Source organism: Bacillus sp. JJ1521 (assembly GCF_036965165.1).
Lineage (GTDB): Bacteria > Bacillota > Bacilli > Bacillales > Bacillaceae_L > Ferdinandcohnia.
In genome coordinates this window covers 1-17,696 of sequence record NZ_JBALOX010000044.1, presented here as the reverse complement: position 1 = coordinate 17,696, position 17,696 = coordinate 1, and the positions used below count along the sequence as shown (strand labels likewise).

Annotated in this window: 22 protein-coding genes, 1 tRNA gene, 1 other RNA gene and 1 pseudogene; 9 read left to right on the top strand and 16 right to left on the bottom strand. The window is 36.6% G+C overall.

Features of this window, described 5'->3' with window-relative positions; all coding sequences use genetic code 11:
* Positions 1 to 38: 38 nt before the first annotated feature.
* Positions 39 to 971 (top strand): hypothetical protein, encoded by a 933-nt coding sequence (locus V7147_RS07750; RefSeq protein WP_335367274.1) that lies wholly within the window; start codon positions 39 to 41, stop codon positions 969 to 971.
* Positions 971 to 1,600 carry a hypothetical protein gene (locus V7147_RS07745; protein ID WP_335367273.1) on the top strand — a complete coding sequence of 210 codons (630 nt, stop codon included), beginning with the start codon at positions 971 to 973 and terminating at the stop codon, positions 1,598 to 1,600. Before V7147_RS07750 ends, V7147_RS07745 begins: the two co-directional genes overlap by 1 nt.
* Before the next feature lie 133 nt (positions 1,601 to 1,733).
* Here V7147_RS07745 and V7147_RS07740 read toward each other — a convergent pair.
* Positions 1,734 to 2,077: pseudogene (locus V7147_RS07740) on the bottom strand (VOC family protein).
* 142 nt (positions 2,078 to 2,219) lie between these two features.
* Here V7147_RS07740 and V7147_RS07735 point away from each other — a divergent pair.
* The 3 genes from V7147_RS07735 to V7147_RS07725 all read left to right on the top strand — a co-directional run bounded on the left by V7147_RS07735 (position 2,220) and on the right by V7147_RS07725 (position 5,330).
* A complete protein-coding gene (locus tag V7147_RS07735; protein ID WP_335367272.1) occupies positions 2,220 to 3,086 on the top strand; it encodes a YitT family protein in 867 nt (288 codons plus the stop codon).
* A gap of 134 nt (positions 3,087 to 3,220) precedes the next feature.
* Complete coding sequence (spoIIP, locus tag V7147_RS07730; protein WP_335367271.1) at positions 3,221 to 4,366, top strand: stage II sporulation protein P; 1,146 nt, start codon at positions 3,221 to 3,223, stop codon at positions 4,364 to 4,366.
* A gap of 331 nt (positions 4,367 to 4,697) precedes the next feature.
* Positions 4,698 to 5,330, top strand: coding sequence for a LysE family translocator (locus tag V7147_RS07725; protein WP_335367270.1), 633 nt, complete (start codon positions 4,698 to 4,700; stop codon positions 5,328 to 5,330).
* A gap of 74 nt (positions 5,331 to 5,404) precedes the next feature.
* Here the strand turns inward: V7147_RS07725 and V7147_RS07720 are convergent, their stop codons facing one another.
* From V7147_RS07720 to V7147_RS07675, 10 genes are all read right to left on the bottom strand, one after another.
* Positions 5,405 to 6,031 carry an NUDIX hydrolase gene (locus V7147_RS07720; protein ID WP_335367269.1) on the bottom strand — a complete coding sequence of 209 codons (627 nt, stop codon included), beginning with the start codon at positions 6,029 to 6,031 and terminating at the stop codon, positions 5,405 to 5,407.
* Between the two features lie 49 nt (positions 6,032 to 6,080).
* A complete protein-coding gene (locus V7147_RS07715; protein ID WP_335367268.1) occupies positions 6,081 to 6,626 on the bottom strand; it encodes a DUF1697 domain-containing protein in 546 nt (181 codons plus the stop codon).
* A 231-nt stretch (positions 6,627 to 6,857) separates the two neighbouring features.
* Entirely contained in the window at positions 6,858 to 7,334 is a 477-nt protein-coding gene (locus tag V7147_RS07710; RefSeq protein WP_335367267.1) for a GyrI-like domain-containing protein, read from the bottom strand.
* Between the two features lie 134 nt (positions 7,335 to 7,468).
* Positions 7,469 to 7,915, bottom strand: coding sequence for a GyrI-like domain-containing protein (locus V7147_RS07705; RefSeq protein WP_335367266.1), 447 nt, complete (start codon positions 7,913 to 7,915; stop codon positions 7,469 to 7,471).
* Between the two features lie 49 nt (positions 7,916 to 7,964).
* A complete protein-coding gene (locus tag V7147_RS07700) occupies positions 7,965 to 8,342 on the bottom strand; it encodes a VOC family protein (RefSeq protein ID WP_335367265.1) in 378 nt (125 codons plus the stop codon).
* Between the two features lie 147 nt (positions 8,343 to 8,489).
* Positions 8,490 to 8,780 (bottom strand): hypothetical protein, encoded by a 291-nt coding sequence (locus tag V7147_RS07695; protein ID WP_335367264.1) that lies wholly within the window; start codon positions 8,778 to 8,780, stop codon positions 8,490 to 8,492.
* A 16-nt stretch (positions 8,781 to 8,796) separates the two neighbouring features.
* Positions 8,797 to 9,600 carry an alpha/beta fold hydrolase gene (locus V7147_RS07690; RefSeq protein ID WP_335367263.1) on the bottom strand — a complete coding sequence of 268 codons (804 nt, stop codon included), beginning with the start codon at positions 9,598 to 9,600 and terminating at the stop codon, positions 8,797 to 8,799.
* Positions 9,601 to 10,088: 488 nt separating this feature from the next.
* Positions 10,089 to 10,943, bottom strand: coding sequence for an AraC family transcriptional regulator (locus V7147_RS07685; RefSeq protein WP_335367262.1), 855 nt, complete (start codon positions 10,941 to 10,943; stop codon positions 10,089 to 10,091).
* 50 nt (positions 10,944 to 10,993) lie between these two features.
* Positions 10,994 to 11,452: an NUDIX hydrolase gene (locus V7147_RS07680; protein ID WP_335367261.1), complete on the bottom strand. Its 459-nt coding sequence runs from the start codon at positions 11,450 to 11,452 to the stop codon at positions 10,994 to 10,996.
* Positions 11,445 to 12,080: a Type 1 glutamine amidotransferase-like domain-containing protein gene (locus V7147_RS07675; RefSeq protein ID WP_335367260.1), complete on the bottom strand. Its 636-nt coding sequence runs from the start codon at positions 12,078 to 12,080 to the stop codon at positions 11,445 to 11,447. Before V7147_RS07675 ends, V7147_RS07680 begins: the two co-directional genes overlap by 8 nt.
* A gap of 133 nt (positions 12,081 to 12,213) precedes the next feature.
* Here V7147_RS07675 and V7147_RS07670 point away from each other — a divergent pair, with 133 nt between their 5' ends.
* Complete coding sequence (locus V7147_RS07670; protein WP_335367259.1) at positions 12,214 to 12,738, top strand: sigma-70 family RNA polymerase sigma factor; 525 nt, start codon at positions 12,214 to 12,216, stop codon at positions 12,736 to 12,738.
* Positions 12,731 to 14,041, top strand: coding sequence for a DUF4179 domain-containing protein (locus V7147_RS07665; RefSeq protein WP_335367258.1), 1,311 nt, complete (start codon positions 12,731 to 12,733; stop codon positions 14,039 to 14,041). Before V7147_RS07670 ends, V7147_RS07665 begins: the two co-directional genes overlap by 8 nt.
* Positions 14,042 to 14,079: 38 nt before the next feature.
* Here the strand turns inward: V7147_RS07665 and V7147_RS07660 are convergent, their stop codons facing one another.
* On the bottom strand, positions 14,080 to 15,087 hold the full coding sequence (locus V7147_RS07660; RefSeq protein ID WP_335367257.1) for a DUF3231 family protein: 1,008 nt from the start codon (positions 15,085 to 15,087) through the stop codon (positions 14,080 to 14,082).
* 239 nt (positions 15,088 to 15,326) lie between these two features.
* On the opposite strand from V7147_RS07660, the gene ssrS reads away from it, so the two are divergent.
* Positions 15,327 to 15,521, top strand: a non-coding RNA gene (gene ssrS, locus V7147_RS07655) — 6S RNA.
* Between the two features lie 121 nt (positions 15,522 to 15,642).
* A tRNA-Arg gene (locus V7147_RS07650) sits at positions 15,643 to 15,716 on the top strand.
* A 190-nt stretch (positions 15,717 to 15,906) separates the two neighbouring features.
* Here V7147_RS07650 and V7147_RS07645 read toward each other — a convergent pair.
* From V7147_RS07645 to V7147_RS07630, 4 genes are all read right to left on the bottom strand, one after another.
* Positions 15,907 to 16,257, bottom strand: coding sequence for a DUF898 family protein (locus tag V7147_RS07645; RefSeq protein ID WP_335367256.1), 351 nt, complete (start codon positions 16,255 to 16,257; stop codon positions 15,907 to 15,909).
* A gap of 161 nt (positions 16,258 to 16,418) precedes the next feature.
* Positions 16,419 to 16,562, bottom strand: coding sequence for a hypothetical protein (locus tag V7147_RS07640; protein WP_335367255.1), 144 nt, complete (start codon positions 16,560 to 16,562; stop codon positions 16,419 to 16,421).
* Positions 16,563 to 16,632: 70 nt separating this feature from the next.
* Entirely contained in the window at positions 16,633 to 17,001 is a 369-nt protein-coding gene (locus V7147_RS07635; protein ID WP_335367254.1) for a VOC family protein, read from the bottom strand.
* Between the two features lie 95 nt (positions 17,002 to 17,096).
* Positions 17,097 to 17,519 carry a DUF1801 domain-containing protein gene (locus V7147_RS07630; RefSeq protein WP_335367253.1) on the bottom strand — a complete coding sequence of 141 codons (423 nt, stop codon included), beginning with the start codon at positions 17,517 to 17,519 and terminating at the stop codon, positions 17,097 to 17,099.
* Positions 17,520 to 17,696: the final 177 nt, after the last annotated feature.

Genomic DNA, 17,696 nt, shown 5'->3' with positions numbered 1-17,696 from the left:
AAAATAGGGTTAGAGATTTTTAGAATGGGGGGGTTTATTTGAAAGGTAAAATATTTTGGGTGAGTATACTAATCATCATCCTTAGCTTTATCGGAAATTTTATGTATTTTCAATCGAAGCAGTTGGATGCCCCAATATTTTTGGATCATTATTATGAACTTACTATGTATAAAGAAGAAGAGACGACACTTACATTTTATTACTTAACAAACAAGTCAGACACATCCACGGTGAACTATGTAATGATTGATGGAGTCGAAGCTTATCCCGCTTCAAACAACAACTTTTTTATGTGGGAATCACAAGCGGTACCTCAATTCGAAAATGAATACACTCACCATTATTTAAAAGCACTTCATCTTACAATACCGGGTGAGTATGAGGGTGAAGGTCCTTTATCGTTTTCGGATATAGAGGTTCATTTTTCAAATGGTATAACGGTTCAGGCTGATATCGGCGAAGTCATTCTTAAGAAAAGATCTGAAACTCCCGATGTCCTAGAGAGCCGAATGAGTTATGGAAGCAATCAGCATTTTGCAGAGCAATCGATGGTAGCTATACAGCCAATCACGATTGAGAAAGTGGAGATTCCTTTTGCCGAGGAAATATCCGACGATATCCTGGTAAAAGTGAATCTGGGTCAAGAAAAATTACGCGAGTTGAATAAACACATGACTGGTGGTAGCCGTCCAGTTTGGTTTAACGCAAAGCGTGATGCAGAGTGGAACGCTCGACCTGGCGTTTTACTAACTAATGACATACTTCCCTTTAAGTTGGAACAAAATGAAGGAATGCCGGTTATGATGCAATTTAATCCAACACGTGAGAGCTATTTCCAATTCAGCATAAAACTGATTGGTAAAACAGAGTCAGATGAAGAGTTTGTAAATGAGATTCCCACTATTGATCATCCCAATTTAGACCAAGAGGCCATAAATCGAATTATCGCCAAGAAGGATGGTGAAAGTTGATGAATATTCATTTTAAACGTATGTTCTGGGGATTTATTTTTATTCTTTTAGAAATTCATTTGTTTGTCATCGATATTTTGCCTGATCCAGTCGGCTATTATTTGATTTATTCAGGAATTGCGGCATTAACACCAGAAAATCGAATTGGGAGCAAGCTAAAAAAGCTTTTGATTGGGCTTATGATTATTAGTATTCCGACTGTGTTTTTACAACAAAATGCAAATGTGAATGAATTCGGATCATTTGTAAACATTGCTCTTTTGGATATATATACATTTATCCTTGAAATTTCAAAATTGATTTTGGTGTTTTTTGTTTTTCGTTTAATCATGGAAGTTGTTACGCCAATCGGGGATAAATATTTGATACGAAGATGCTCAAAAACGTTTAAAATTTACATGACCGTCATGCTTCCTATCTCGCTGTCACATACATTTGCGATGAATCTTTCTAGCAACGCTAAATTAGCGTACCTATTCTTTACGATCCCTTTAGGTTTTATCATGGAGATTATGTTTCTAGTATTATTATGGAAGTTGCATAAGCACAAGGGGTTTCAAGGCTTTCCACCTTTATATAACAAGAACGACAACTATATTCCTAGTGTCACTTATTCCGACGAAGAATGAGGAGTATTAATATTGATATTTCATATTACCCACGAAACTGGTTTATTTGGTCCCTATTTTAGTAGGAATGAAAAACAATGAAATGTGCCCAATATTCTTTTATATTGCGGCACATAAAACTTCCAAAGAGATCTTATTTTCTCTCAACAAGTCCAAACCCCACTCCAGTTGGATCGACTAAATATGACAAGTAAAACTCATCAAACTCCATCTTTTCGCGGACTATCATAGCTCCATTATCTACTACTTTTTCGATTGTATCGTCAATGGAATCAACTTCAATTTGAATCCTTGTTCCATGCGGGTAATCATGTGGTCCTTTGCTAATACCCCCCTGAATTTCCACTGGTTCGTGCTCTTAACGGGCCAAAATCCCCAATTTGGATCTCCTATTTCCCATCCAAAAACGGTTGAATAGAATTGAACCGCTTTTTCAGGTTCTTGGCTACTAATCTCAACTCCGACTATTCTTGCCATTAAAATCACCCCTTTACATAACTCATCCTTATTCTATTTTCCACATTAAGGTATTAATTCCCTTCAAAATTGTAAGCAAACATATAAAATATGGTAATATTAAAAAGGAATTTCTATCTTTAAATTGAAAGGCTTGGTTTTAGTGGTAAAAACAAAGAAAAAACGTGTGCTAACAGAAATTAAACAACTCATTATTATTACCATCGGGGCTCTTATTGCGGGCTTTGGCTTGGAACTATTTTTAGTACCAAATAATATTTTGGATGGTGGGGTTATTGGTCTTTCTATCATTGCGTCGAAGATATTTGGTGTTCCGATGAGTATCTTTCTTATTGTATTAAATATCCCATTCCTTTTTCTTGGATACCGGAAAATGGGAGCAAAGTTTACATTACATACGTTGTTTGGTGTTTTAGTATTATCAGCATTTACTGCTTATTTGCATCATTTTGAACCAGTAACAGATGATTTGTTTTTAGCTACGGTGATTGGTGCAGTTATTTTAGGAACAGGTGTCGGATTGGTCATCAGGACCGGTGGTGCATTGGATGGTACTGAAATTTTGGCCATCATTGTAAGCAAGAAACGACCAGTGTCGGTTGGACAAACTGTTATGATCATGAACGTGTTTATTTTTATCCTAGCAGCCTTGCTCGTATTCAGCTGGGAAACGGCCATGTACTCGATAATTACCTATTACATTGCCTTTAAAATGATTGATATTGTGGTTGAAGGTATCGAAGAATTAAAATCAGTAACGATTATTTCAGATTCGCCTGATGAGCTTGCGAATGAGTTGAATAAGGTTATGGGACGTGGGGTTACCTTTATTCATGGTGAAGGTGCCTACACAAATGAACCTAAAAAAATTATTTATACAATTGTTAGCCGGATTGAACTTTCGACACTAAGGGAAATTGCACATGAAATTGACCCAACTGCCTTGATTGCGATCGAAAACATGGCAGATGTGACGGGTAGTAATTTCGGAAATGGTGAAGGACATTAGAATTACGAGCTCAATTGAAATTTAGCTAGCGGTACATAGACTAAGCATGGTTCGCCATGCTTTTTTAAATTTGCATTCTAATTTAATACCATTTTTCATATATATATGTCCAAAAGGAATAAAGGACGGATATCATGAAAAGTTCTGAATACAGGCAGGTGTTTCTTACTAGGATTGCCTTTACGTTTATCTTAACGGTATTCATTTGTTTTGCGGCTGCTTCAAGCATATCCTCTATCAAAAATGATTGGATTAATTTTCGACAATTCGATATTAACATTCAAACATTTCCGACGGAGTTTTTTGTTCAGTTGCTTGAATTTGAGAATGCCTATTTTGGACAATCTGTAAATGAGGAGCAAGAATCTTTCACCAAAATCTTAATAGAATCAACCCTTCAATTTAACTACGGTGATTTACGAAGCTTTTTTGGTAAAGAACTACCTGGATTATCGATGTACCATACTGAAATTCTGATTTCCGGAGAGGGCACAGATTTCACCACCCTTCCATTCGAATCAGCCCCTCCTTTAGATGATTTACTTCAGGAAAGGGAAATGGCTCAAAAGGAATTGGAAGAACTCAATAAAGATGATCCGAAGACACCGCCTGTGAATCCAACAACCGATAAAAAGGTGTTCGTTTATCACTCACATAGTTTTGAATCCTTCTTGCCTCTTCTAGGACTAACAGGCGACCCCGATAAGGATAAGGCGGTTGATTCTAAAACAAACATCACACTTGTCGGCGAACTTCTCGGTAAGGAACTTGAAAAATATGGAATTGGCACAGTTGTTGATACAACTAACATTGGACAGGAATTAAAGAAAAAAGGCTGGGGAACCACCCAATCTTATGCGGTATCACGTGGAATCGTCCAATCTGCAATGGCCAGTGACTCTGATATCGACTTTTTAATCGACATTCACCGTGACAGTGTTCGGAAAGATGGTTCAACGGTCACCATCAACAACAAGCCGTATGCAAGAGTATTTTTTGTCGTCGGTAAAGCGAGTAGCAATTTTGATCAAAGTTATGCATTAGCAGAATCCCTTAACAAATCAATCGTATCGCATTTTCCGGGAATCAGCAGGGGCGTGATTGCAAAGGGACTGGATCAAGGGAACGGCGTGTATAATCAAGATTTAGCGAAAAATTCCATTCTAATCGAGGTCGGTGGAGTAGATAACGATTTGAAGGAATTAAAAAATACCGTTGAGGCCCTTGCAAAAGTGATCAGTGATCATATTCTTAACGCAGAGAAAGTCAATTCTCCATGAATAAGGAGTTAGCCTTTTGGCTGATTTGGTTGTTTTTTTCAACGCTTTTTTGCTTTTTTTACCTACCCTTCGGTTACACCATTACGGCATTTCTGACCGGGATTATCATGTGTAGCAAGGCGTTGATTAAACAATCCATTGCGAAGAATAAAAAACAACGGGGATAATGCAAGGTTTGTCTTGAATAAACAGGACGGACCTTGTTTTTTGCATGAGGTTAGTACTAACACGATTAAAAAAGTTAATGTTCAATTAATAACACGATTAAAATATAATACAATGTAAGAATATCAATTTCGGAATCTATCATAACCAGAAAGGTGATAATAAAATGGAGAACTTTTATGTTTTTGTTCTTATGTGTATTTTTCTCATCATTTTACCCGGCCCGGACACTGCAATTGCTACTAAAAATACTGTCACCGTTGGGAAAATCGGGGGGCTTAAAACGGCTTCGGGAACCTGTTGTGCCCTTATTATTCATACTTCTGCCGCTGTATTAGGACTCTCAGCAATCATTGTGAAGTCAGCATTATTATTTTCTGTCTTCAAGTACGTTGGTGCTGTTTACCTAATTTATCTAGGTGTTAAAACTTTATGGGGTTTGAAGAAAAAGGAAATAGCAGCAAGCATTGAGATGAACACAAAAAGCCAATTTGCAAACACATCATGTTTTAAACAAGGTTTCCTTACAAACATCCTAAATCCCAAGGTTGCTGTCTTTTTCTTAACCTTTCTGCCTCAATTCGTTGACCATGGAAGCAATACCTTTTTACCATTTCTAATAATGGGTATCACCTATACTGTATTAACTGCCGTATGGTTTATACTTTATGTCTATTTAATTAACCAGATAAGTGCTTTTATGAAAAAACCTAAAACACAAAACATTATTGAAGGAGTCACAGGTACCATACTGATTGGTTTTGGTATAAAACTAGCTCTAGAAAAGGCGCATAATTAAATATTTTTTAGACCCTTGATTTTTACTAAATCGAAGGGTCTTATTTTTTCGTGTAATCGAAACAAAAGAAAGCTTTAGTTAATCTGTTCTTTTATCTTTTTAATAACTTGTTTATAATAAAAAGTTTGATGTGGTACGAATTTGTCTTTGTTTACATTTTTCTCAATTAGTAACATACTTCCATCAGACTTTACCTCAAATCCACTAATTTCAATTTCGTCCCTTTCACCAAACCAAAGTTGAGCAAAATCGGTAAATTGGGCTTTTACAATTCCTGAAACTTCTTCTACTTGAAGTGTAAAGTCATTAAAGGTATGCTCGCTTTTATATAAAAAAACGTTCGCAAACTCCTTATCAATAAAATTTTCCTTAACAACACAATATTCAATAACATCCAACTGAACTAAATCCTCAAAAGCTACATCTATTCCGATTTCTTCTTTTATTTCCCTTACTCCATCCTGAACTGTTTCATTAGCTAATAAATGTCCAGCTGCAGTAATATCTAATAGATCCGGATAGTCTTTTTTATTTTTACTACGAAGCTGTAAGTATATATAATCTGTTCCTTGCTCATTGCTGATGAACCAGCAATGAAATGCTTCATGCCAATGTCCAATCCTATGTACATCACTTCTAGAAGCAACCCCTATTTGGTTTCTATTTTCATCAAAAATCTTTAATTTTTCTTGTTCTCCCATAAAGATTCCTCTAATCTTTCTATTTTCCTAATAGTTAACCTCAAAAGAACTATCTGTCTTGAGTTTGCATGAGTTCGTATATCTTTCGAGTAGTATTGACATTTCTTACCGTGATTTGTTTGTATATCTTTGATCCAATAATCTTAGACATTCCACTTTTAGATACATTTTTCTTATCAACTGACCATAGAATCGCACCAGGTACATATTTCACTGTATCAATATTTGGTTTAATGACGAGATTCTCAAGTACAGATTCATCATCAATTTCATCCCATAAAAACATAACATCACTTTTCATTTCATTGTCATTTTTCCATATTTCTGGAATAGCGTTGATGATTCCTCTGACATCTTCAACACTACGTACTATTACTTTAATTTGCAATCCAAAATCATTTTGTATCACATCTTCCAAAATACGTGATAGTTCAGCCTTTGATGTGTCATTTTTTGAAAAAATGATATTACCTGTATTGATGTACGTCACCACATTATTCATCCCGACTTGTTCAAAGGTTTGTTTAAGTAATTTCATGTCGATTTTATTTTTTCCACCCACATTAATACCTCGTAGTAGGGCGATATATACCATAACCATCCTCCTAGTAGCTAATTTACTCTAACATACGACCTATTTTTCTAAGAAGTTTGGTATTTTCGTTTAGACAGTTCCTATAGCTAAATGTATTTGAAATTGTGTTAAAGAAATCTTTTAAATTAACATTACAATTATTACCAATAACTTCACCTAAACCATGTCATTTTTACTCCTTAAAAGGTTTATCTAGGCCTTATTCTACTTTTGTTTGGTTATAAAAGAATTTTACTTTATAGTGTCAAACAGCTCTATATCTACTGTTTTTGCATCCTTCCATTCATACAACATTTCTAAATGCCAATTGTTTTTTAATCTTAAATAGTTTTTCTCTTCAATCCATTTATGTAATTGATTATATGTGTCTGTAATTTTTTCATTGTGACCTTTATGCCTCGTAACAGCATATCTTTGAGGTGGTACTGTTAGAGTCACCATATCAGTTGGAATATCTTCAAATTCTTTTACTTCCACACAAATCCAATAACCATCTTCATCACTAGTTTCATTATCAACTACAAATGCTCCAACTTGATGGAGTGGATTGACAATATTTTTTATTTCGCTTACACGCTCGCTTAAACGTATTGATGCTTTAGGTATTTCCACTATATATTGTTCACCGGAGCATAAAACTCGAAAACCTACTAACTTTAATTCATCAAGCTCTTTAATAGTCATATTCTTCATTGTACTATCATGCACTCTATTCACCCCTATTTCAAATTTATCTGGGTACCTTCCTATTCGACTAATCCTTCCGGTGCACATATATTTTTACAAAAATACGTGTTGCTCCCTATTAATGAAGTGTTACTATTTATTCATTAATATCGATTCTAAATATGAATCGGTAAATAAATCTCTACTTCTTCCTCTCCACTCAACATTGGATGATAAGTTTCAATAATATAAGACTCAAGATTTCTTTTATAGCCTTGTTCATCTATCCAGTTCTTTAAATGCTGGTGGAGGTTGGTAAGATTATTTATACCTCCCCTAATTGATGCATATTCTTGTTCTTTTTCGATGTACTCCATTCCAAAAGGAACTTCAGTCAGATTGTCATTAACAATTAACCCTACATAAAAATATCCCTCTAGATGATTGTTATCTCTTTTAGGCTCAAAAAGGGCTATTTCAATATCGGTATGATTCTTAATCTCATATTTTCGAGCTAATAATTGCTGTGCAAGTTTTGGTACTTCTACACCGTAATCGACAAAAGCTCCACTTCCTTTTAAACCAACCACTCTAAAGACCTTCTTAAGCTTTTTACAATCCATCATTTTCCCTCCCAATTCTTTGTGCTTTTACCAAACATAAAAAATAATTCTATTGGCAAACCCCTAAAGGATTATCATCTGGGTCAAAGAACGTAAAAAATTTGGTGTTACCTTCCCCACCTATCGGGTTTACCTTTACCTTTTTTTGGATTAATTGTTTGTGGGCTTCTTCTATATCCGAAGGAATAAAATTATAATATTTCCCCACCCCAAAATTATTTTCTGGGAATTTCATAGGTTGATGATTTAAAGTTTTTACTAGACACACTACCGTTTGGGACTGTTCCCCAATCTTCATAACAGCCGCTTCTTCTTCAATGTAAATAGGTTTAAAACCAAGTATTTCTTCATACCATTTCGCTGACAATTCGGGGTCCCTAACCGGAATAAAAACACCCTCCATCCCCTTAAAAAGTGGTTTGTTCATTTTGTCTACCTCCCTATAAAATTAGTATTAATTTACATTTCGATAAGTCTGGTGTAAATCCTTCATATTTAGTGATGTTGCCGCTGCTTTTTTCGGAAATGCATAAAAAAGCGTTGACCATAAACGATCAACGCGGACTATGTATAACTATTCATCAGAATTGCTGGCACCTTTTTTTCGCCAACCCCGGAAAGATAAATAACAAGCAAACGCAAAGATAATAATGCCTCCTACCCATACTTCTAAACTTTCTGGCAAGAAATCAACAGACCTGATATTTAGTTTATTCTTTATAATAATCACGACTAACTGAAAAATGGTAATAAAAATGCACATAAAAACAACTTCCATTAGAAAGGTTTTCAGTTGCAACCTCTTTTGCTCCCAGCGAATAAGTCCTATTGCTAAAATAACCCCTATATACATTGAGATATTCATTTTAGCCCCCACATTTTTATTTTCCCACTGTCACCTCTGGTATTGGTGCGACCAATTGACAATCTTTCGGCACTTCCTCTTCATTTATCCATGTTTCTACCATTCGATTGAAATAGTCCGGCATTGCCATCGATACCCCGTGGCCCGTGTTTGGAATGAGGATACCTCTGGAATTTTGATTTGCTTTTACGAGATCATTGGCTGACTTTTTCATAATCGATTTTTCTTGTTCACCAACTGTAACTAATATTTTTGCGCTTGCGTTTTTAAAATTGGCTGGGATCGAGAATGACATGTTCTCCTCTAATACACGGGTAAGAGTGTCGGCTGTCATTTGGGAGCTTTCATTATAATATTTATCGAAATAATCGTCACCGACATATAAGGTTTTTGCTTGAAGTTTGGCAAACCATTTTTTCTTAATAAGTGGAGCTGATAGTTTAATAGTTGGTTGAATCCATTTTCTAGCATAAGTCATCGGTCTAACTAGAACACTATTTATGATTGCTATATCGACCAAATCGGGTTTCATGCTTAGAAGCTGCACGATAATTTGAGCACCTAAGGAGAATCCTACTAGGATTACTTTCTTACCTTTTGATTTTTCTTCGATTAATGTTATTACTCTTTCTGCACTGTCTTTGATTGAAAAAGGAATAGTGGCGCTTTTCCCATGACCAGGTAGTTCTGGAGCGAGGCAATGGTATTGGCTGAAATAGTGGACCTGCTTATCCCACATCCAGCTACTCACTCCGCCGCCATGCAAGAAAACCATCAGAGGCGCTGTCGTATCGCCGTATTCTTGATAATGAAGATCCATGAAGTCACCTCACTTTTTTTAATTCGCTATTTCCATTATATATTTTTCAAATTTTCTGTCTAACCAAATATATCTTTGGACAATAGACTTGCTTGGGATTGGGCTAAAGACCATAGATTTGAAATAAAGACCATAAATTTGGATTAAAAATCATAGGGACCACGTTAAAACCCATAGATTCAAAATAAACACCATAGACCAAGTTTCTTATCGGACATCGATTCAAATTATTGACTGAAAAGCTAATTAATTAGCCGTATTTTTGATAATTGGCAAACAATTGTCCATGTTTTCAGTAAAAAATAAAACTTGATGGACTCTAACTATTTGGTTACTGTCACTATATTAAAAATACTGCCACTAATCACCGATTTACTACCACTATTTCAGAAATACGGCCACTATCCTAAAAATACTTCCACTAATGAAAATACCCCTAACTAATCAAACTAACAAAGCCCCAAGGAATCTCCCTGGGGCCCAACACTTTACTTCACCGGTATCCAAATTTCTGAGTAATAATTGGGTTTATATGCGTCACCGTCTGGATACATTTCGAATTCAGCTGTTCCGGCATACTCATATCCGCTTGATGGAAACCACTCTGAGTAGATTTTTTTCCATGCGATCTGCATCGCGTCTGGCATTGCACCATGTACTTCAAATACGGCCCATTTTGATGCAGGAACGTCTAAAACGTCAAACTTTCCTAGTTCACCATCTACGTTTTCCACCGCTACCCAATAGTCGATTGCCCTCGATTTCGAACCACTCACACAGACTCCTAAAATCCCATTAATTTCGCCATTCATCAGTGGGATCAATGCATCACAGGTTCCGTCAGAATTCACTTCTTCCCATAACTTCGGAATACTACGGAGATGCTCATCATTCACGCATGAGTAATTACGCTTCACTCCAACTGCTTTAAATCCTTCCTTCTCAACGATACGATATTTCACTGGTTCTGCTCCTTTCAAACTCACCTGTATGACCAGGCGGCTATATGATTGCAGCCTTCCAATCCCCTTTCGGACTTCGCTTGGCGTTACGCCATGCTGTTTCCGAAAGGCTTTTGTGAACGCCTCGGGAGTGTCGTAGCCATATTTATAGGCTAGATCAATTATCTTTGTTTCTGTTTTCGATAATTCTTCAGCTGCAAGTGTTAACCTGCGACGACGGAGGTAATCACCCACTGTGATGTCTGTTAAAATCGAAAATATGCGTTGAAAATGAAACGGGGACGCATTCGCATGCCCTGCAATTTCCTCTATTGACACATCTTCAAGCAAATGGTCCTCCATATAATCAATTGCGTTTTGTAATGATTCTAGCCAACTCATTTCCCTCACTCCTTACCTTCATTCTATCTGCCAGACGATTTTCCATCCTGTCATTTTGTGCTTAGTTGGGACAGATTTTTCATAAAAAAGCTACGGGTATCTTCATGAGTGAGCTTTCCTATAACCTCATTTTTTGCCAAAAACTGAAGTTCCTCAATTTCTTCATCTAATTGCGATAAATTCTCCTTATCCCCTGTAAATTCAACCAAAAACATGGTGGTCTCCTGGCCCTCAAATCCTATTTTCATTTTCATTTTTTCAGGAAATTCAAAGTTAATATTTTCATCGAACTGCTTTAAAATTATAAAATCAGTTGAACCAGTTTCTTCGTTTAGTTCACGGAGTATCGCATGTCGAGGTGAATCATCACTCTCTTTAATTCCTCCCTTGATGAAATCCCACTCACCTGTTATTTTTTCGGAACCAGACCGAGTGTTTATTTTTATTTTATGTACGAGCAAAAATTGATCATCCTTATAGACAATTGCCCCTACCGCATGCCTAATCATAGAAATGAGGCTCGCTTCCTTCATGCCCAACCAACTGTCCATTTTTAAAATAAATACCTGAGTTTTCGTCGATTCCATATCCAGGTACGTTTAATTTAGAAACGGCTTTTAATAGGTTATCCTCTTCATCCCATTCCGAGAAATGGGCGGATATCACACAATTTTTAATCAAGCCTAAGCCTTTTAAATATAACTGCTCTTGTTGCATCGTGTCCTCTGGTGAGATAACACAGTGCTCACAGGAGACTAAGGTACCTGCCGAAAAACCGGCTACAGGGACACTTTCATTATATCTTTTTCGAATGATATCCCCGACTGGAGTATCGACAATATAGTCACGGTACAACTCGGTTACCCCACCCCCAATTATTATCCCGGTGCATTTTTCTAGCTGATCCAGTTGTTGCTGATTCGGGTTATCCGAAAGTGCAAAATAATAAAAGTCATGCACTCCATTATCTTCTAAAACCTTTGTATAGCTCGGCATATAGTCTTGCCATCCTGGTCGCTCAAGAAACAAAATCGCAATCCTTGTAGCCTGATTTCCAGCTAAATCCGCAAACCTCTCCCCTAATGTTGAATTAAAAGGGGGACCTCCCCCGAACAAAAATAAATGTGTTTCTGACATTTTATCTTCAGTCCTTTTTCGAAAATGATAAGATTTATATGTATTTCGATAATAACCGCCAAAATCCTTTTATAAATTTGAAACGTTTTGCATGTCTAGTTTCTCTAACTATTAGAAGAAAGGAGGAAGAGTTTTGAATTTAAGTAAACTGGTCGCAAAGGCAAAAAAGGGAAATAACCGTGCTTTTCAAGTATTAATTGATACTGAAAAAACAAAGCTTTATAAAATGGCATTTTTGTATATGAAAAATGAGGACGATGCACTCGAAGTGTTCCAGGAAACGGTTTATAAGGCGCTCGCCTCTCTGAAGGATTTAAAAAATGATACATATTTTTCAACTTGGATCACTCGAATTCTTATAAATACAGCAATTGATCAACTTCGTAGAAAAAAAAGAGTGATTCCAATGGAACGGGATTTCCTCGAAAGCAAAACACCATCGTACACAGATAAGCAAACGGATTCCGACTTAATGGATGCCATTAAAAGATTAGATGAAAAATATAAAACTGTTTTAGTTTTAAGGTTTTACAGGGACTTCACGGTAAAGCAAATTGCTGAATTTCTTGATTGTCCAGAAGGAACCGTAAAAACAAATATACACCGTGGGATCGCCCTATTGCGAGATCAATTAAAGGAGGACATTGTGAATGAGTAAACATTTCCCTGAATTTAATCAAGAGCTTGAAAACATTCATGTGCCCGTTGAGAAGCTTGATCGCATTATTCAACAAACAATCCATGAAAATCGAAAACAAGGACCAAGACGCAATAAAATTATACTAACAACTGTCGGGTCGATTGCTGCAGCATTTATCCTGTTTTTAGGTTCAGCTACATTTTCACCGACTTTAGCAAAAGTTGCTTCTGAAATTCCTTTAGTCGGAACCTTTTTCAATGAGTCTGGTGATGAAGGGCTACAGATTGCCGGAAAAAGTGGGCTTACTCAAGTAGTTGACCAGACTGCAAAAGATAATGGAGTGAAGCTCACAATGAATGAAATTTTTTATGATGGAACTCGGCTAACATTCGGCATTACCCACGAGTCACTCATTGCAGTTGGGGATATTGAGCGACCAACCATTTTGGTGGACGGGAAAGAGATTAATTTTGGTGCAGGTAGCACAGGAAAATTTATTACCCCATCTAAATATGAAATAGTCATGGATATTAAGCCGACAGAAGAATTGCCGGAAGAGTTTGATATGAAGGTTATTATTGATGCGGTTGGCCTAGTGCCTGGGAATTGGGAATTTGAATTTCCGGTGAAGCAATCAAATGAAGTGATAGTTATTCGTCCAAACATAACGAACATCATTTATGATGCGGAAGTGACCGTAGAGTCTGTAAAAATTGGCCCAGCCGGAACAGATTTAGCTGTTCAAGTAAAAGTAGACCCTAACAATACAAAAATTGATCCTTATATGGATTTACACTTTGCTATGATTGATGATCAGGGTCGAGTTCTACGAAGTCTTACTGGCAGTGGGAATGGGGAAGCCATCGACGGAGTTGAGGTTGCAAAACTTGATTATCTTTATACGCCAATTAAAGATGGAGCGAAAAGCCTGACAATCCTTCCATATAAGATTCCAACTGAGATGGGGGCTTTTGAGGAACTATCCGTTTCGTTAAACGAAAAACCTCCATTAACGATCGACCAAGGCGATGTAGGAAAAATTAAGGTGACGGATGTAGAGTTTCTTGATGATAAAACGGTCGTTTATTTTGAATTGGAAAGCGAATTTCCGTTTGACGATAACTTAACAAGGAATCGTACATGGTTAGAATCAAAGGATGGCAAGGATTTATCCTTTCAAGAAGATCTGCTTGCCAAACGAATCAAAGGGAACCTATTTAAGCAGGAATTTAAAGCAGTGAAGAATAAAGATGTAGAATTTAAAGCTTTAACAATCCCTAACCCGATTCTTTTTGAACCATTCGAAATTACATTACCTTAAAATGAAAAAGTCAGGCCGTGATTGCCTGACTTTTTCCGCTATTTATCATCGACAAGTGCATTTCTGTCAACGGCATGTGGTGGCTTTTCAAACCATCCCTCATCAACCATGATATTTGCACCATCTTCCACATATTTTCCAACATCTAGAATGAATTTGCTAAACATCAACCCAAGGTCTCGTCTACCATTTAGTGACAACGCATTGGCATATGATCGAATTTTCATCGAGAACATATCGATTTTATGGAAAATCATCAACTTATCTGAGAAAGGTGGAATCGTCGATGCCTCCACTAAATCATCGAGTAACGGATGACCAGGTAAATTATCTTGGTGAAGCTTTGCCATACAATCCTTAATATGATCCATTGTGATGTCCTTGCCGCGCAACATAAACTCCTTCACCTTTTTATGAGTCGCCACTTGGCTAAATCCCATCAATAGTCCCTTACTCGCCACATTGTTTTCAAGATTATCTTGAAGGTGGGCAATTTCTAGTGCATGTAGTGGTCTTACGTCACCAAAAAATCCTGCTAGATAGCTCTGCTTTTCCACAAAACTCACTTCTTTTGGGATTGGAATAGCAGGTGGTTTCGTTAAAAATCCCTTTTTTTCCAATGTTTCATTTAATTCAATTAAAAAATCGATGGTATTCAAATTAAATTTAATGATTGTATCTCTTACGTCTTGCCGTATCATCATCGGAATCGCTGTGGAATAAAGACTCAGCCCTGCTTTTGCAGTATATTTTAAATAATGTAGATAAAATTCATCTGCGAACAATCTTGGGGCATCCATGTTTACATCCTTCTTCACATCAAGTCCAATGGGAATAGGGAAATTTTCTTTATTATAAATTTTCGTAATCTCCGCAACGATATTTTTACTGATGCTATTTGCTTTTTTAAGGATTTCCATGATATCAGGATCCTGACAATGTTTTTGATAATAGGTTAGCACGCAAATCCCCATCGTGTTCCCCATGTAAACCGCCCAAAGCTTTCCCATTTCTGCTGAAGTAAGTTGTTCATTATTGGACTTCATTTCCTAACTCCTCAAATACATTTTTATTTAGTATCTTGCAAGATATAGGGATGTATTCAAAAAGTGTAGGTACCCTAAATATTTTTCGACAAAATCCTCAATTATTTCCTTTGAATGATGGCAGTTTCATCAAGTTCTGTGGCGGCACATCATGTTATTCAAAAAATCCTATGACAAAGTTCAACATTTTGGATTATTTTTACATTTGATTTCATCGATTCAATCATGTAGTATACAGATACAAGCTACATTGTACGTAATCATAATAAAGTTTAACCTTTGAACTGGAATAGGGAGTTTAACATTGAAATTGGAATGGCAGGCCTTCGTCCATGGCGACTTGAAGGACATACAGGAACGTTTCTGCAAACACCCACTTTGAGGAGTGGTGGTTTTAAACTTTCTTAGGGTATTACGGCAATTGTGGCTTTTCCTAACGAATGATCAATCCATTTTCCAAAAGGAGAGTGGATTTTTTATTTGGCTCATAAGTCTTGACCATTGGTGCATTTTGATTCTATAATTATTTTCTATAGTGGTTCACAAATATATCATGTCCCAGTAGCTCAGTAGGATAGAGCGACAGCCTCCTAAGCTGTAGGTCGTAGGTTCGATTCCTATCTGGGACGCTATGACGATTGGCCATAAAACCTGTATGTAGTAAGGGTTTTATGGCCAATTTTTGTAATGGATTAATTGTTGTTAGAGAGAAAAACTCTTTTTCAATCTATTCAACCGTTTTTAAGAATCATCATTTCCAAATAGTATTTTTTCATAAAAAAAAGCAAAGACCCTGCTCCTATCGAACAGGGACTTTCATTAATTTGCAAATGAAGTATGCTTTGTTTTCCACTTTTCCATAGCGATAAATAGCCAAAAAGAGTAAATTCCAAGGGTAATAATTGTTAGCAACCACCACTTTATCCAATTACCAAATAGACCTACAGCTGAACCTGTGAATTGAAGTCTTTGACCATTAATGACTGTGTGACGTGCCTTCCATCCCAATATCATAGTAATAGACCAGGGATAACATATACCAAGAGTGCAAACTGTAACTAAAATACCTAATAACGTCCAACCTATGTATTGAAGAATACCACCGTCAAAATAAGACTTATCTTGTACTCCAGTAGAATCATTGTTGTTGATACCTACTCCCTTACTCATACTTTTCACCCCCTACATATTCACTATAAATATCCTCTAATTCTAGTGGTTATCCTTCAATGTATTACAATTAAATACAAATTAACCCACCATTATTGACCAAAATCTGTTTTAGGTTTTTTTTTCCCCACCTTGTTCAAACAAAAAAGAGGCTAAAGCCTCTATACATCCTTTGTTTTCGTTTCTTTTTCAGCAAATGCTGATACTCCTTCAGGAATGACGCGATCGATATCAAGGTAGGGCTTTCCACGAAGCGCCTCATTTACAAAAATTTCAAGGCTTTCTTCTTTAGTATCCTTTAGCAAACTGACCACCTCCAACATTGGCAATTTTCTACATTAGCCATATTGTGGGCAATCAGCTTGTGGTTCATTCCTATTTCCACTCTAAAAATTCAAGACGGTTGCCGAACGGATCATGCGCGTAAAAGCGAGTCGCACCTGGGAGGTTGCCGTCATCTATTACATTCACGTTATTGTTTTGCAGATGCTGTTTTAAATTTTCTAGGTTTTGGACTTCAAAAGCCGGATGCGCCTTTTTTGAGGGTAAGAATGGGTCCTCGATACCAATGTGGATTTGGACAGATCCATAGGCAAACCAAACACCCCCATTTTTTCGAAGCGTCACAGGCTTTTCGATTTCTTGGAAGCCTAAGATTGTTGCGTAGAAATGACGAGCCTGATCCTCACTTCCTTTTGGTGCGGCAAGCTGAATATGGTCAATTGCATTAATTGTATAAGTCATATTTATCCCTCTTTTATTGGTAAGTTACTTTCATCGTACTCCATTTCGAGGGATAACTAAATTTGAATATTTTTATGTATTTATATAAGTTTCACTTATTCTGCTGGATAGGTTTCTTGTAGAAATTTTATGGATTGGATGATCAATTCCTTTAAGACCTCTTCATCAATATCCGCAATTTTGTTGATATACACACATGCCTTTCCGGTCGTGTGCTTGCCGAATTTTTCAAGTAGTTCCTCACGCTTCGTTTCCCCAGGTGCGAAGTATAGACTAATTTTTGCTTTCCGAGGTGAGAATCCTACAAGTGGCGCATCACCCTCATGACCGGTGGCATATTTGTAATGGTAAGAACCAAACCCAATAATGCTTGGCCCCCACATTTTTGCTGGGTATCCAGATGTTTCTGTAAAAATATCTAAAAGTTTGTAAGCATCCTCTCTCTTTTTCAGGTTGTCGACTTTTTCAATGAATTCAATGACACTTGCGTCGTTTTCTTTTGTTTTTAATTCATACATAAATTTGGCCTCCTTGGTAGTAGTAGGATTGACATTATTTAATAATTCAAGACGTTGGGTGGGGATTCCTGCTTTTTATTAGTTATGATTTAGGTCGGGTTAGATCTAGTGGTAGTATTTTGAAAATAGTGGTAGTATTTTTTAGATAGTGGTAGTAAATCTCAGATAGTGGTAGTA

Bases quoted from the DNA above. Each gene is read 5' to 3' on its own strand.
- V7147_RS07685 (WP_335367262.1), bottom strand. From the start codon at position 10,943: ATGAGTTGGCTAGAATCATTACAAAACGCAATTGATTATATGGAGGAC.
- V7147_RS07680 (WP_335367261.1), bottom strand. From the start codon at position 11,452: ATGATTAGGCATGCGGTAGGGGCAATTGTCTATAAGGATGATCAATTT.
- V7147_RS07630 (WP_335367253.1), bottom strand. From the start codon at position 17,519: ATGTATGAATTAAAAACAAAAGAAAACGACGCAAGTGTCATTGAATTC.
- V7147_RS07675 (WP_335367260.1), bottom strand. From the start codon at position 12,080: ATGTCAGAAACACATTTATTTTTGTTCGGGGGAGGTCCCCCTTTTAAT.
- V7147_RS07705 (WP_335367266.1), bottom strand. From the start codon at position 7,915: ATGGATTGTAAAAAGCTTAAGAAGGTCTTTAGAGTGGTTGGTTTAAAA.
- V7147_RS07645 (WP_335367256.1), bottom strand. From the start codon at position 16,257: ATGAGTAAGGGAGTAGGTATCAACAACAATGATTCTACTGGAGTACAA.
- V7147_RS07660 (WP_335367257.1), bottom strand. From the start codon at position 15,087: ATGAAGTCCAATAATGAACAACTTACTTCAGCAGAAATGGGAAAGCTT.
- V7147_RS07690 (WP_335367263.1), bottom strand. From the start codon at position 9,600: ATGGATCTTCATTATCAAGAATACGGCGATACGACAGCGCCTCTGATG.
- V7147_RS07665 (WP_335367258.1), top strand. From the start codon at position 12,731: ATGAGTAAACATTTCCCTGAATTTAATCAAGAGCTTGAAAACATTCAT.
- V7147_RS07720 (WP_335367269.1), bottom strand. From the start codon at position 6,031: ATGGGAGAACAAGAAAAATTAAAGATTTTTGATGAAAATAGAAACCAA.
- V7147_RS07700 (WP_335367265.1), bottom strand. From the start codon at position 8,342: ATGAACAAACCACTTTTTAAGGGGATGGAGGGTGTTTTTATTCCGGTT.
- V7147_RS07725 (WP_335367270.1), top strand. From the start codon at position 4,698: ATGGAGAACTTTTATGTTTTTGTTCTTATGTGTATTTTTCTCATCATT.
- spoIIP (WP_335367271.1), top strand. From the start codon at position 3,221: ATGAAAAGTTCTGAATACAGGCAGGTGTTTCTTACTAGGATTGCCTTT.
- V7147_RS07715 (WP_335367268.1), bottom strand. From the start codon at position 6,626: ATGGTATATATCGCCCTACTACGAGGTATTAATGTGGGTGGAAAAAAT.
- V7147_RS07635 (WP_335367254.1), bottom strand. From the start codon at position 17,001: ATGACTTATACAATTAATGCAATTGACCATATTCAGCTTGCCGCACCA.
- V7147_RS07695 (WP_335367264.1), bottom strand. From the start codon at position 8,780: ATGAATATCTCAATGTATATAGGGGTTATTTTAGCAATAGGACTTATT.
- V7147_RS07745 (WP_335367273.1), top strand. From the start codon at position 971: ATGAATATTCATTTTAAACGTATGTTCTGGGGATTTATTTTTATTCTT.